Genomic DNA, 13,819 nt, shown 5'->3' with positions numbered 1-13,819 from the left:
CCGATCCGGCCAGGGAAACCTCCTCGCGGTCGGCGGGCCGCCCGGCCTACCATCGTCCGATGATCGATTACGGACTCCGCGACACGACCGGACGGCACGTCACCCTCCGCCCGGTGGACGACCGCACCTGGCGGGCCGTCGCGGATGTCGCGCCCCGGGACGACCAGCGCCGGTTCGTGGCCGCCCTGGCTGCCCGCTATCTCCTCCTGTCCAGCCGGGAGGAGGTCTGGACGTCGCTGGGCGTGCACGCCGACGAGACGGTCGTCGGGCATGTCATGTGGGGCGTGGACGACGACGGTTCGTACTGGATCGGGGGCATGGTCGTCGACGCGGGCGAGCAGGGCCGGGGAGTCGGACGGGCCGTCGTACGGACCCTGGCCGCCTGGTTGGCCGCCCAGCCGGCGTGCCGGGCGATCCGGCTGTCGTACCACCCGGAGAACAGCGCGGCCCGACACCTCTACGAGTCGATACGGTTCGTCCCGACCGGCGTGGTTGACGGCGACGAGATCGTCGCCGAACTGACCCCGGCGGCCGCCGCGCTCGGCTGAGCCGCGCAGCGGTCGAACCGGGCTGCGCTGACCTGCGCACGGCTGAGCGGCGCGCTGCTCGGGTTGCCGTGGTAGGAGGGGTCCCCTGTTACCGCATTTTGAGGAGCAGGGGACCCCTCCTACCACCCCCGCCGGGCGGGCGGGTGGCACGGCGGTCGGCTCGAGGTGCGCCCAGCACGGCTGCCGAGCGGCGCGCTGCGGTGAGCAGTGCTCAGGTGAGCAGGCGCAGCAGGGCGGCGGTGCCCGCGCCGAGCGCGACCACCACCAGGAACGGCGCGCGCAGCAGCACCGCCGTTGCGGCCACCGCCACGCCAGCCGCACGGGCGTCCAGCACCAGGCCGGATCCACTGCCGAAGGTCTGCACCGCGACCAGCGCGGCGAGCAGCGCCACCGGCAACAGCGCGGACACCTCCTCGACCTGCGGCCGTTCCAGCACCGACCGGGGCACGGCCATCCCGACGAGCTTGAGCAGGTAGACCCCGAGCGCGCCGAGCAGGATCGCGGTCCACATCACCGGTCACCGCCCCGGCCTGCGCGCTCGGCCCGGCCCGCACCGTCGACCGGGGCCACACCATCGACCGGAGCCGCGTCGGCGGCGCGACGACCGGCGAACAGCGCCGCGACCACCGCGACCAGGCCGGCGGCAAGGATAGGCAGTCCGCTGGGCAGAACCGGCACGGTGGCCAGCGCGGTCGCCGCCGCAGCCAGCGCCACCAGCCAGAGTCGCCGATTACGCAGTCGGGGGGCAAGCAGGGCGAGGAAGGCGGCCGGCGCGGCCACGTCGAGCCCGAGCACCTCCGGGTCGGGCAGCACCTGCGCGCCGAGCGCCCCGGCCAGGGTGGCCACGTTCCAGAAGCCGAAGACCGAGACACCGGTGGCCCAGAACGCCAGCCGCGCCTGCCGGGGCTCCTCGCGGACCAGCGCCATGGCCGCGCTCTCGTCGATGACGAGCTGCGCGCCGAACAGCCGACGCAGGCCGCGTACCCGCAGCAGCGTCGAGAGGTTCAGCCCGTAGAGCGCGTTACGGACGCCGAGCAGGGCGGCGGTCGTCGCGGCGGTCACCGCCCCGCCGCCGGCCGCCAGCACCCCAATCACCGCGAACTGTGACGCTCCGGAGAACATCAGCAGCGACAGCGCGCAGGTCTGGAGTACGGAGAACCCGGCCACTACGGCGAGGGCCCCGAACGACAACCCCAACGCACCGACCGCCACGCCGACCCCGAGCGCGTCGGTCAGTACCGCGCGCCGGGCCTTCGGCCAGTCCGTGTCGACCACCGCGACGCCCACGCCGCATCCCCGCCTTCCGTCCGCCACCAGCGGACCATCATGCCTGGTGGCGGCCGGGTCGGATCAGGCGGTTTCCCGTACCGCCTGGGCGAAGACCTCGGAGCGGTGCTCGAAGTTACGGAACCGGCCGTAGCTGGGCGCGGCCGGTGAGAGCAGCACCACCCCCTCGGCCGGGGTGAGCTTGCGGGCCAGCCGCACCGCGGCGACCAGGTCGTCGGCAAGTTCGGTACGCACCCGGGGCAACCCGGCGAGGGTCTCGACGATCCGGGGGCCACTGTCCGGGATGCCGATCACGGTGATCTCCCGTTCGGTCAGGTGCTCCCGCAACGGGGTGTAGTCCAGCCCTCGGTCGTTGCCGCCGACGATCACCGTCAACGGGCGGCCCTCGTACGCGTCGATGGCGTGCATCGCCGCGTGCGGGTTGGTGGCGAGGGAGTCGTCCACGAAGGTCAGGCCGGAGGAGTTGGCGATCTCCCTGAGCCGGTGGGCGAGCCCCTGGAACGCGGCGACCGCCGTCGCGACCTCGTCCGAGCGGGCCGGCACGTCCACGCCGAGCGCGTCCAGCACCGCCAGGGCCACGCAGAGGTTGCCCGCGTTGTGCGCGCCGACCAGCGGCAGCGTCGTACGCGGGAAAAGCGGCCGGTCGGCGGCGTGGAACCACGGGGTGCCGTCCGGGCCGGGAGCGACGTGGAAGCTGTCCGGGCGGCCGACAAGGACCGCCGGACGGTCGCCCAGCTCGGCGGCGAGCCGCTCGTCGGTGCCGTTGACCACTACCGTCTCCGGCCCGTGCGCGAGCAGGTTCAGCTTGTCCCGGTAGTACTCCTGCTCGCCGCCGTGCGCGTCGAGGTGCTCGGGGAAGAGCGCGGTGACCACCGCGACCCGGGGCGAGTCGGTCAGGTCGCTGCACTGGTAGCTGGACAGCTCCAGCACGTACAGCTCGGCGTCGGGCAGGTCGAGCAGCGGCACCCCGATGTTGCCGCCGAACACGTTCGGCTGGCCGACGGCGGTGAGCAGGTGGCTGATCAGGCTGGACGTGGTGCTCTTGCCCTTGCTGCCGGTGACCCCGACGGTGCGCGCGGCGTGGTCGGCCATCCAGAGCGCGCTGCCGCCCGTGACGGTGACGCCCCGACGGCGCAGCTCGACCAGCCACGGGTGGGTCTGCGGCACCCCCGGCGAGCGGACCACCACGTCGGCGGCGGCCAGCCGGGCGAAGCCCTCCTCCCCCACGACCAGCGGCGCGACCTCGGCCAATGCCCCGGACCAGTCCAGCGACAGGAAGTTCGCGCTGTCGTCGACAGCGACCAGCTCCGCCGGGCCGTGCGCGGCGACGGCGGTCACCGCCGCCCGGCCCTCCCGGCCGGTGCCCCAGACGGCCACGGAACGTCCGCGCAGGTCAGACAGGCGCACAGGGGATCTCCTCCAGCCGGGTACGGGCTCATTTGTCACGGCCTAGTATGGCGTGTGCCCAACGAACAGCTCCGGCGGATGGACGCCTTCACCTTCCCGTCCCGCTCGATCGACCCGGCCACCGGCGAGGTACGGCTGGACTACGCGCTGACCGGCCCGGACGGCGAGCTGCGTTTCACCGAGGTGATCACCCTTCCGCCGCCGCCCGGGCCGCCCTCCGAGGCCACCCTCGCCACCCTCGACCGGGTGCTCGACCTGCTGCACCTGGCCGCCGGGGTGAGCTACTACAAGGCCGCCGCCCCGCCCCGCCTGGTCGCGCCCGCGCCGCTGGGCCCGGCCGCCGCCGCCTGGCTCACCGCCGTCTACACCCAGGGCCTCGCCGAGTACGCCTACCGCAACCAGCTCCCGTACGTGCTGGAGCTGACCCCGGAGATCCCGACCGGTTCGGTGCCTCCGGCGCCCCCGGTGGACACCAGCGACCGGCGTCCCCTCTCGGCGGTCGGTGGTGGGAAGGACTCCATCGTCAGCCTGGAGGCGCTGCGTCGGGCCGGTATGGACCCCGTGCCGTTCTCGGTCAACCCCAACCACGTCATCGACGCGGTCAACGCGGCGTCCGGGCTGACCGCGCTCGCGGCCCGGCGGCGGCTCGACCCGACGCTGTTCGAGCTGAACAAGGCGGGTGCGCTCAACGGGCACATCCCGGTCACCGCGATCAACTCGTTGATCGCCGTCGCCACCGCCGTGCTGCACGGGCTCGGCCCGGTGGTGATGTCCAACGAGCGTTCCGCCTCCGACCCGAACCTGATCTGGAACGGTCACGAGATCAACCACCAGTGGTCCAAGGGCGTCGCGGCGGAGGGGCTGCTGCGGGCCGCGCTCGCCGAGCGGGCCGGGCTCACCGAGCCCTACTTCTCGCTGCTGCGTTCCCTGTCGGAGCTGCACATTGCCCGGCTCTTCGCCGCCTTCACCCGGTACGACGACGTGGTGACGAGCTGCAACGCGGCGTTCAAGCTGCACGACCCGAGCGCCCGCTGGTGCCGGGACTGTCCGAAGTGCCGGTTCGTCTTCCTCGCCCTCGCCCCGTTCATGCCCCGCGAACGGATCACCCACATCTTCGGCGGTGACCTGCTCGCCGACGACACGCAGCTCCCCGGCTACCGGGAACTGCTCGGGGTGGACGGACACAAGCCGTTCGAGTGCGTCGGCGAGGTCGAGGAGTCGGTGGTGGCGTTGAGCCTCCTGGCCGGGCAGGAGCAGTGGCGGGACGCGCCGGTGGTCCGTGCCCTGGTCGAGGCGGTTCCGGACACCGCCTGGTCGACGGCGGCCGACTCCGACGTGTTCACCCCGGGCGGACCGAACTTCGTTCCCCCGGCGTACGCCAAGGCCCTCGACGCGCTCACCTGACCGGAGTCCCCGGCCAGGCCATCTACCGGCAGTGGCGGCACCGGCCGCCAGGCTCAGCCGGACCGGTCTGGCCGGGACCGTCCCCCGCAGGCTCGACGGTGTTGCCGCGTCTGGCCCGTCGAGCTGCCCACACCTCACCGGGCGGGGTTCCACGCCCCCCGGTTACGTCACGTCGACGACCTTCCCCACCGCACCCTGCACCGACGGCGCCCTCCCGCCGGCCGGCCCTGCCATCCTGCCCACCGGTTGCCGGCCGACCCCGCCGGCCTGCGGGTATCGACGGAGTTGATGACCCACATGGCATTGACATGATCCGAAACATGGATGAAGCTTCTGCGAAACAGTTCACTGATTCGTCGATAGCCGGGTGACGCGGCACTACGTGGATTACACCTTCACATTGATGCCGCGCATCCGGGGACACGACTGCGCCCGCCAGCAGCCGTCGCGGTCCGTACCGCCACTGCCAGCCGCGCGCAGCCCGCGTCGTCCCGGTTCCGTCCCGGCGCAACGTGAAGGAGAAGTCGTGGAGAGAGTGAACCGGCGGGCCATGTTGAAGATCGCCGCAGCGGGAACGTTCGGGATGGCGACGGCCCCGTGGATCGGCACCGCCGCGCAGGCGGGTTCCCGGACCTCACCGCTGCGCGCCGCGCCGCCCACAGGCATCACCTACGGCACACCGATCACCATCGAGAACGCCACATACCGCCTGACCTTCCGTACCGCGACCTGGACCGGCGGCAAGACGGTGGTCCGAGATCTCTGGTGCGTGGCAGGCGGCCAGTGGCAGCCGCTGATCACCACCGAGTCGGAACGCTTCGGCGAGCAGTGGGTGATGTGCACCCACGGCACCCCCAACCGCACCGACTACTACACCTCCACGGTGCCGAAGTGGGTCACCTGGGACACCCTGGCCGCCGTCGACGCCAAGACCGTACGACTCACCGCCGGCCTGCCCGACGGCAGCCAACTGGTGGTCGACTGGTCGGTGGCCGGCTCCCACCCCGAGGCGACGGTGACGCTGACCCCGGCGGCGAGCATCAACTACATGGTCGGCCACCAGGCGTTCACCGGCCTCGCGGCCAGCGCCGTGACCGAGGTGCTGTGCGGCCCCCGGCAGCACGCACGGGTCGTGGAGACGGTCGAGTCCCTCGGCGCGCTCGACCTGCCGGTGCCCGCCTCCCTCGTCGAGCACCAGATCGGCAGCACCACCTGGACCTGGGGTGTCGCACTCCCGGCCGACGAGATCGTCTTCGAGAGCGAACACAACGACGGGATCGACAGCCAGCGGTACGGGATGTCGCTGCGCAACGAGTCCGCCGAGGTGCAGCCGATCATCTTCGCGCCGCAGTTCGGGACGCGTTCGCGGATGACGGCCGGTACGCCGTACTCCTTCACGTTCCAGCTACGCGCCCAGCCGGTCGGGCTGTACGAGGCGTACAAGCAGCTCGTGCAGAACGAGTACGGGCTCACCAACTACCGCGCCAACGTCTACGGCACGTCGTTGACCGCGACCCTGCACAACCTCATCGACCTGGTGAAGGACGGCCCGGCGACGACCGACCCGGTGACGTTCACCCCCAGCTACAGCGGCTGGTGGGACCGGGCCAAGTCGTTCGCCGACATCGAGAACGACAAGGCGACCCGGCAGGCCACCGCCGGCGCCCTGCTCTCCGCGTACTACCTGACCGCCGACGACACCCTCTACGGTTCGCACGCCCTGCCGGTCGTGGAGTTCCACGTGTCGCGCGACCGCTACTCCTGGATGCCCGACGCGCACCGCATCTGCGGCATTCCGTTCGACACGTCGACCCTCGTCCCGCTGCACCGGATGATGCGCGGCATGTCCGGTGGCATCGAGTGGGCCGCCACCCAGCACCTCAACGGCGCCCGGGACTCGGCGTTCCGGCGACCGCCGATGGCGACGCCGGTGAACGCGTACCGCCTCACCGGTGACCCGACCCACCTGGCGACCGCGAAGACCCGGGCCGACGACTACATCAGCACCCAGGGAATCCTGACCGGGTACGACACCACCGTCGACTCCGGCGACTTCCAGTACTACTTCTCCAAGGCGTGGATCGAACTCCTCGACCTGTACGAGGAGTCCGGCGAACAACGCTTCCTGGACGCCGCGTACAAAGAGGCGCAGCGGTTCGTCACCCAGCACTACGTACGGCCGGTCGTGCACGGCACGACCACGGTGCCCACCGGCACCTGGGTCACCGAGACCGGCGTGCGCTGGGCGGAAGACTCCGACGTCCTGCCGGACTACCCGGGGCCGAACCCGCCGCCGCCGGAGTCCGCCGACAACTGGAAGCTGAACGTCACCGGCCTGACCTTCGAGGCGGTACCGACCTACCGGCCGATCACCGGTGGGCACACGCTGCTGCCGATGTGGGCGCCGTTCCTGCTCCGGCTGTCCCGCTACGTGAACGACCCGCTGCTCGCCAACATCGCCGCGAACGCCGTCATCGGCCGCTACACGAACTACCCCGGCTACTACCTGCACCAGTTCTCGGTGACGCACATGAAGCCGGACTTCCCGACCCAGGGTCCGACGGGCGCGACCCGGATCTTCTTCCACCACATCCCGGCCGTGCTCGGGTTGACCATCGACTACCTGCTGACCGAGCAGTGGCTCGCGTCCGGCGGACGCATCGAGTTCCCCGCCGAGTTCGAGGCGACGTACGCGTTCTTCCGCTACCACACGTACGGGCACCGGCCCGGCCGGTTCTTCGACGTCACCAATGCCTGGCTGTGGATGCCGCGTGGCCTGGTCACGGTGAACAACTACGTGGTCAACTGGATCGGGGCCCGGGCGGGGAACACCCAGTACGCGGTCGGTCTGACCAACACCTCGAGCAACGCCGCGACCGTCACGGTCACCCTCGACGCGGCGAAACTGAACATGACCGCGTCGACGTACCCGGCGAAGGTGTACGCCGCCGACGGCACGTCGACGACCGCCACGGTCACCAACAACTCGATCACGGTGACCGTCCCGGGCAAGGGCCTGGTCGGGATCGTCGTCTCCGGACTCAACCTCGCCGGACTGGACGTCAACGCCCTGCACACCGAAGCACCCGCGACACCGTCGCATCCGACGGCCAAGGACTACGACATCCGTACCGTCACGGGTGTCGGCAAGGTGCGCGGGATGCTGCTGGTCAAGCCCGACCGGCGGCGCTACCACGCGTACGTGCAGGTCGACTCGGACGTGCCGGCCACGCTGCACTACCGGGTTGGCACCGGTGCCTGGCAGTCCTCGCCGCAGTCCGTGTCTCCGTACGAGTGGACGATCTCGGTCGCCGGCCTGGACAACGGCTTCAGCTACTACGTCGAGATCCCCAGCACCGGCACCACCAGTCCACAGGTCGACCTCGCCTGCCGCTACCGACTCTGAGTGGTTGGTGCGCGGTTGACGCCGGCTGTGAGATCGGCCATCAAGGTGCATGGGTAGCGAATCATCGATAGCCATGCTTCAATATCCATGTCGCCTGATGGGTGTTGCCAACCTCGCAAGAGGAATGCATTAGTTTTTGCACTCACCGGCGGGAACTTCCGGCCCTGGCTTGTCTCGTCGTCTGAATCGGGGGAAAAGAATGAAGCGAGTTACTCGGAGGCTGCTGGCTGGACTCATGGGCGTGGTCGCCGCAACTGCGGTCGCCGCGCCCGCCCACGCCGATGTCATCGTCCCGCCAGGCGGCTCTGGCAGCATTTGCACCGGCTACCAGTACGCTACGACGAGCCCCAACCGCTACTGGCAGACGTGCGCTTGGGCGGACAACAACGAAGTCTATTTCACCGTGCATTTCGGCAATGCGAGCTCCACCAACTGGCAGGTCGACACAGTCACTCTCTCGTACTTTGTCAATGGCTCCACAGGCACGTGCCCTCAGTATCCTTATGGTGGTTGGACCAACTTGGTCATCCCGGCGGGGCAGGTCTGGCATACCGCAACCAACCTCTGCGCGATCCCGCGCTCCAGGGGAGCATATGCCGCTTCGGTGGGGGTTTACGATGCTCAATACAATCACTACGGCAACGCCACGACCGACAGTCTTCAGGTGCAGTGAATCGACCTCGATTTGATTGATGAATCCGATGTGGCAATATGTCGAGTCCCGCCGAGCCAATCGGCGGGACTCGACGAGCTTTTGCGAGCTATCAGTGCCCGGATGATTCTTTGGATGAACGGGCCTTCGGCAGCCTTCAGCTGAGCTGCTCGGCCAGTGCGACGATGATGCCCTCGGGGCCACGGACGTAACAGAGCCGATAGCTCTCCTCGTACTGCGCCACCTCACCGACGAGTTCGGCACCATGGGCGCGCAGACGGGCAAGGACGTCCTCGATGTCGTCGACGGCGAACATAATGCGGCGGATGCCCAGTGTGTTCGCCGGTGCGTTTTCCGGCTGGCCGCTGACCGCCGTCGGCGCATCAAACTTCGTCAACTCAAGCCGGCCGTGGCCATCCGGTGTCCGCATCATCGCGATGTCGACCCGGACGCCGTCGAGGCCGACGACCCGGTCCACCCAACGGCCCTCGACCGGCGTCTCGCCCTCCAACTCCATGCCAAGTTCGACGAAGAACGCGATAGCAGCCTCGAGATCGTCGACAACGACCGACGTGGTCCATTCGTTGAATCGCCATATCTCGAGCGTATGGGGCGCGAGCGGGTCGAATTCCCTCTTCGGTGTACGATAAGGCACTCGTCGCGCTCACCTGAGCCCCGCCCCGTCGCGCTCTCGTCGGTCCGCTGGCGGTCAGTCGTACCAGGGTGCGGCGGGCTGGCACGGGTCGGTCGAAGTCGGGCGTACGTACCTCTCCTCGGACAGGCCGAACGGGGTCAGGTGAGCACGGAACGAGTCCGACCACCTGTACTTCAGGAAGTCGTCAATGACCTTACTGACCTCGGCGCAGAGGCGGGGCATGTTGTCCGGCATGCCCACGCCGTACTTCTCCGCGCCATAATTCAGCGGGCTTGGCGGCGGCAGCCCGATCGCCTTCGCGAAGCCAGCGATCAGCGATCGGTCGTCGGAGACCGCGTCGACCCGGTCCGCGTGGTACTCGGCCACACAGGCGGCCAGCGAGTCCTCCCGGAGCGGGTTCCAGCCGATCTGGGTGAGCTTCTCGTCGCTACGCGACCCCTTCAGCACGCACACCCGGCCTCGGGGGATCTTCGAGATGGTGGTGATGCTCGGGTCCCGGCTGAGGAACGCCTGGGCGTCGACGAAGTACGGCCCAGCAAAGTCGATCCGCTCCGCCCGCTCCGGTGTCATGCTGAAGTTCGACACGACCAGCTTCACCGGATCCTGCCTCACGCGCGAGCCGGCCTTGCTCCACTCGCCCCGCAACGCCAGGATCCGGTTTTCCACAGTGGTCAGGTCCACCCAGCTGATTCGGGCGTCCGGGAAATGCGCCTCGATATCCCGAGCCAGGTCCACGTCGAAGCCCTCCGGGACACCGCTGCTGTCATCGGTGTGCCAGCCCTGGTACTCGTAGGCGACATAGCCGATACGGACCTCGCCGGACAGGTAGTCGAACGGGTCGGGCTCGCGCCGGATCCACCAGACCGTGACCGTGCCCAGCATCACGACCACAGTGAACGCCGCCGCCCACTTCCAGGTACGCCGCCGGTCGCGCGGCACCTTGAGGAAGGGCGCTTTGAAGGCGCCCCGGTCGATGAGGATGGCGACGATGATCGCCACCACGCTGAGCGGAAAGCCGATGATCGCCGCCGCGTCCGCGCCCCAGGCCCGGTTGGAGAGCAGGAACACCGTGCCGCCGACGGCGGCGAGCACCGTCGGCACCACCCAGAACAGTTCTCGGACCAGGGAGGTCGCCTGCCCGGTACGCGGCACCGGCGCACGATCCGGCTCTGCCATCCGTCCACCCCTCACCATCGGCTCGGCACATCCGGTGAGCCCTGCATTGTGCGCGGCGACCGCCACCGTTGTCGATGCAGTGTCACTTCTCCGTCAGCGCTGGTAGGCACTGCGGTACATGCCGGGTGTATCGGTGTCGTGGGACCGGGGACAAGATCACCGCTGGCGTAGCGTGGCTCCAATGACGGGGAGCCCGAGGGAGTACGGCCGCGAACACATCCAGGTATTGGAGCCCGCCGAGTCCGTACGCAGAAGGCCCAGTATGTACTTCGGGGTGGCGCGGGAGAATCCGAAGCTCGCGACGCGGGTGTTCACCGCTGTGCTGGGTCACGCCCTGCACCCGGCCACGGTGGTTGCTCCGATGCACACGCCATGGGTCAACGCTCAGGTCTACGCCGATCTCTCGTTCTCGGTGGCGGACGATCAGTGCGCCCCCTGGAACGGGGAGGGAATGCCTCGGCTGGGCTACTACGGCTCCCTGCTCGGCCCGGACTGCCGCGTTGACACCCTGGCAACAGGGCAGGTCGTCATCCAGGACCTTCGGGAGTCGCACCGTTCCCGTTCCGATCGACCAGGCGGCGGGCCTGACTGAGCGGGTCAGCGGGTGCGGACGGCGTCCAGGGCGAGCAGGGCGACGTGCAGGGAGAGACAGACGTCGACCGAGTCCAGGTCGGCGTCGAGGATCCGGGCGATCCGGGCCAGCCGCTCGTAGAACGCCGGTCGGGACAGGTGCGCGACAGCCGCCCCCGCGGACTTGTTCCGGCCCTGCTCCAGGTAGGCGCGCAGCGTCCCGAGCAACTGGTCCCGGGGATGTCGGGCGTCGTACGCCAGCAGCGGCCCCAGTTCCCGCTCCACGAACGTCTGCACCCGGGGGTCCTCCCGCAGTAGGTGCAACAGTCCGGCCAGGCCGACGTGCGGCAACCGGAACACCGGCAGGTCCCGCCGATCCCGACGGGCCGCGTCGGCGACCTGCCGCGCCTCCACCATCGACCGGTACGCCTCCCGCAGAGTGCCTACCCCGGACCCGGCCGCCACGATCACCGCCCCCGGCCCGCCCGGTGCCGGACGGGCGTCGACCCGGATCCGGCGCAACGCGGCGGCAAACGCGGCGAGGGCCTTCGGCTCGACGGCCGACTCGGGGAGGGCGAGCAGCGCGCCGACCGCCTGGTCGTCCAGGGCACTGGTCAACGCGGTCAGCTTCGCCTCGCGCAACGCCTGGCCGACCGCCTCAGCCAGGTCCCGCAGCCGCGCCGAGCCCGTCTCGTCCGGCACCTGGTCGGCGCGGTGCCGGACCACCACGCCGACCAGGTGCCGCCGGTCCAGGGTCACCCCGATCGCGCGGGCCCGCAGGGCCACCTCGTCGACCGGGCGGGAGTGGTCCAGCAGGGCGGTGAGCAGGGTCCGGTGCAACTGCCGTTCCAGCCCCTCGGCGTCCCGGCGGATCAGGCGGCCGAGCGCCAGGGTGGAGGCGGCCCGCTCGACCAGGATGGTCAGCCGGGTCGGCGGGGTGACCCCGTCGGGCGGGGCGGTGGCAATCTCCCGGCCGGGCCAGCGCAGCAGCAGTCGTCCCCAGTCCTGTTCCCGGGCACCCACGGTGGTGACCAGCCAGCCGCTGTCCGCGTCGTACGCGGTCCGCCCGGCCGGCTGGATCCGCCGGGAGTGCTGCTCCCAGCCGTCGAGCAGCAGTTCGGCACTCTCCCCCGCCGGGTCGTACGCGAGCACCTGGCGGGCTAGGTTCTCCAGCACCACCGGGCAGCCGGCCAGTTCGGCGGCCTGCCGGACCACCTCCTGCGGGCCGGCCCCGGAGACGGAGAGTTCGGTGAACCGCTGGTGGATCTCCTCGGTGGCCCGCAGCTCGTGGAGCTGCGCGTCGACGATCAGGGCGTGCACCGCCTCGGTGATCCGGACGAACGGGGTGGCCCGGCGCAGCTCCACCAGGGGTAGTCCGCGCCGCGCGGCGGCGGCGGCCATCACCCGGGGCACCGCGCCGACGTACCGGCGGCCCAACTCGACGACGAGGCCGGAGACCTCGACCTCGGCGAGCGTGTCGATGAAGGCGCGCAGTCCCGCGTCGTCGGCGGGCAGTCCGATGCCGGTGGTGAGGACGAGTTCGCCGCCGCGCAGCAGGGTGGCGATGTCCGGCACCTCGGCGACGTGCACCCACCGTACCGGCCGGTCCACCGCCGCCTCCCCGGCCACCAGGCGTGGTGCACCGTGCCGGACCGGGTCCAGCGCCAGCACCTCACGCACGGTAGGGAACACGGGCGACACGCTACCGCGCGGGTAGTATCGGCTGACCAGGCCCGACGTCATCAGAGCGGGTCGTCGCGGCCCAGTTCCCAGCAGGCCACGGCGGTGGCCGCGGCCACGTTGAGCGAGTCGACGTTGCGACGCATCGGGATGACCACCCGGACGTCGCTGGCGGCCTGCGCGGCCCGGCTCAGTCCGGCGCCCTCCGCGCCGAGCAGCAGGGCGGCGCGGGCGCGCTGGTCGGCGGTGAGCCGCTGGATCGGCACCGCGTCCGGGGCCGGGGTCATCGCCAGCACCGTGAAGCCGGCCGCGCGGACCTGCGCCAGGCCGTCCGGCCAGGGCTCCAGTTTCGCGTACGGCACGGCGAACACCTCACCCATGCTGACCCGTACGCTGCGCCGGTAGAGCGGGTCGGCGCAGGACGGCGAGAGCAGCACCCCGTCCACCCCGAGCGCGGCCACCGCCCGGAAGATCGCGCCCAAATTGGTGTGGTTGTTGACGTCCTCGAGGATCACCACCCGTCGGGCGGTGGCGAGCAGGTCCGCCGGGCTGGGCAGCGGCAGGCGGCGGAACGAGGCGAGCACCCCCCGGTGCACGTGGAAGCCGGTGGCCCGTTCCAGCACGTCCGGGGTGGCCGCGTAGACCGGGGCGTCGCCGGTGTCGAGGTCGGCGAGCTGGTCGACCCGTTTGGCATCGACCAGGAACGAGCGGGGCGGGTAGCCGGCGCGCAGCGCCCGCCGCAGCACCAGCTCTCCCTCGGCGATGAAGAGTCCGTGCGGCGGCTCCCACCGGGTGCGCAGCTCGACGTCGGTCAACGCCCGGTAGTCGGCGATCCGGTCGTCGTCAGGGTCGGTGATCTGGTGGACGGACACCGGAGGATTCTGCCCAATTGCCACGCCGGCCCGGTCACCGGGCGGACGTCCGGCATCCGGGAATTGAAATGCATTGACGGCGCCGGCATGATTGCCAGTCACGCATCGGGGGGAGCGAGTCGGTGGTGGGCGGAGCAGCAGCGATGGACCGGTCGTGGCACG

At 70.4% G+C, this 13,819-nt stretch carries 12 protein-coding genes; 5 read left to right on the top strand and 7 right to left on the bottom strand.

Annotated features, from left to right (window positions below):
- The first annotated feature begins 59 nt into the window (after window positions 1-59).
- Window positions 60-548: a GNAT family N-acetyltransferase gene (locus GA0074692_RS03285; protein ID WP_091639206.1), complete on the top strand. Its 489-nt coding sequence runs from the start codon at window positions 60-62 to the stop codon at window positions 546-548.
- Window positions 549-759: 211 nt separating this feature from the next.
- On the opposite strand, the gene GA0074692_RS03280 is transcribed toward GA0074692_RS03285, so the two are convergent.
- Genes GA0074692_RS03280 through murD form a run of 3 tightly spaced genes read right to left on the bottom strand, consistent with a single transcriptional unit; the run spans window position 760 to window position 3,242 of the window.
- A complete protein-coding gene (locus GA0074692_RS03280) occupies window positions 760-1,059 on the bottom strand; it encodes an AzlD domain-containing protein (protein ID WP_091639204.1) in 300 nt (99 codons plus the stop codon).
- Window positions 1,059-1,862, bottom strand: a complete 804-nt coding sequence (locus GA0074692_RS03275; RefSeq protein ID WP_245730098.1) for an AzlC family ABC transporter permease — start codon at window positions 1,860-1,862, stop codon at window positions 1,059-1,061. The genes GA0074692_RS03280 and GA0074692_RS03275 overlap by 1 nt, the downstream gene beginning before the upstream one ends.
- 36 nt (window positions 1,863-1,898) lie before the next feature.
- On the bottom strand, window positions 1,899-3,242 hold the full coding sequence (murD, locus tag GA0074692_RS03270) for a UDP-N-acetylmuramoyl-L-alanine--D-glutamate ligase (RefSeq protein WP_091639200.1): 1,344 nt from the start codon (window positions 3,240-3,242) through the stop codon (window positions 1,899-1,901).
- Window positions 3,243-3,296: 54 nt separating this feature from the next.
- On the opposite strand from murD, the gene GA0074692_RS03265 reads away from it, so the two are divergent.
- The 3 genes from GA0074692_RS03265 to GA0074692_RS33745 all read left to right on the top strand — a co-directional run bounded on the left by GA0074692_RS03265 (window position 3,297) and on the right by GA0074692_RS33745 (window position 8,725).
- Window positions 3,297-4,646 carry a MurL-like N-terminal domain-containing gene (locus GA0074692_RS03265; protein WP_091639198.1) on the top strand — a complete coding sequence of 450 codons (1,350 nt, stop codon included), beginning with the start codon at window positions 3,297-3,299 and terminating at the stop codon, window positions 4,644-4,646.
- 526 nt (window positions 4,647-5,172) lie between these two features.
- Window positions 5,173-8,052 carry a hypothetical protein gene (locus GA0074692_RS34510; protein ID WP_176738267.1) on the top strand — a complete coding sequence of 960 codons (2,880 nt, stop codon included), beginning with the start codon at window positions 5,173-5,175 and terminating at the stop codon, window positions 8,050-8,052.
- Window positions 8,053-8,287: 235 nt separating this feature from the next.
- Entirely contained in the window at window positions 8,288-8,725 is a 438-nt protein-coding gene (locus tag GA0074692_RS33745; protein ID WP_141725121.1) for a hypothetical protein, read from the top strand.
- A gap of 136 nt (window positions 8,726-8,861) precedes the next feature.
- Here GA0074692_RS33745 and GA0074692_RS03255 read toward each other — a convergent pair whose 3' ends face one another.
- Complete coding sequence (locus GA0074692_RS03255) at window positions 8,862-9,359, bottom strand: VOC family protein (RefSeq protein WP_245730097.1); 498 nt, start codon at window positions 9,357-9,359, stop codon at window positions 8,862-8,864.
- A gap of 54 nt (window positions 9,360-9,413) precedes the next feature.
- Window positions 9,414-10,535: a transporter substrate-binding domain-containing protein gene (locus GA0074692_RS03250; RefSeq protein ID WP_176738266.1), complete on the bottom strand. Its 1,122-nt coding sequence runs from the start codon at window positions 10,533-10,535 to the stop codon at window positions 9,414-9,416.
- A gap of 262 nt (window positions 10,536-10,797) precedes the next feature.
- On the opposite strand from GA0074692_RS03250, the gene GA0074692_RS03245 reads away from it, so the two are divergent.
- Window positions 10,798-11,127: a hypothetical protein gene (locus GA0074692_RS03245; protein ID WP_141725120.1), complete on the top strand. Its 330-nt coding sequence runs from the start codon at window positions 10,798-10,800 to the stop codon at window positions 11,125-11,127.
- 5 nt (window positions 11,128-11,132) lie between these two features.
- Here the strand turns inward: GA0074692_RS03245 and GA0074692_RS03240 are convergent, their stop codons facing one another.
- Together GA0074692_RS03240 and GA0074692_RS03235 are read right to left on the bottom strand one after the other, a co-directional pair.
- On the bottom strand, window positions 11,133-12,797 hold the full coding sequence (locus GA0074692_RS03240) for a PucR family transcriptional regulator (RefSeq protein WP_483819082.1): 1,665 nt from the start codon (window positions 12,795-12,797) through the stop codon (window positions 11,133-11,135).
- Between the two features lie 50 nt (window positions 12,798-12,847).
- The gene (locus GA0074692_RS03235) at window positions 12,848-13,681 is read right to left on the bottom strand and encodes a TrmH family RNA methyltransferase (protein ID WP_091639184.1); all 834 of its coding nucleotides are present in this window, start codon (window positions 13,679-13,681) and stop codon (window positions 12,848-12,850) included.
- Window positions 13,682-13,819 lie beyond the last annotated feature (138 nt).

The organism is Micromonospora pallida, assembly GCF_900090325.1.
In the GTDB taxonomy this organism is placed as follows: domain Bacteria; phylum Actinomycetota; class Actinomycetes; order Mycobacteriales; family Micromonosporaceae; genus Micromonospora; species Micromonospora pallida.
This window is presented reverse-complemented; position numbering and strand designations above follow the sequence as displayed.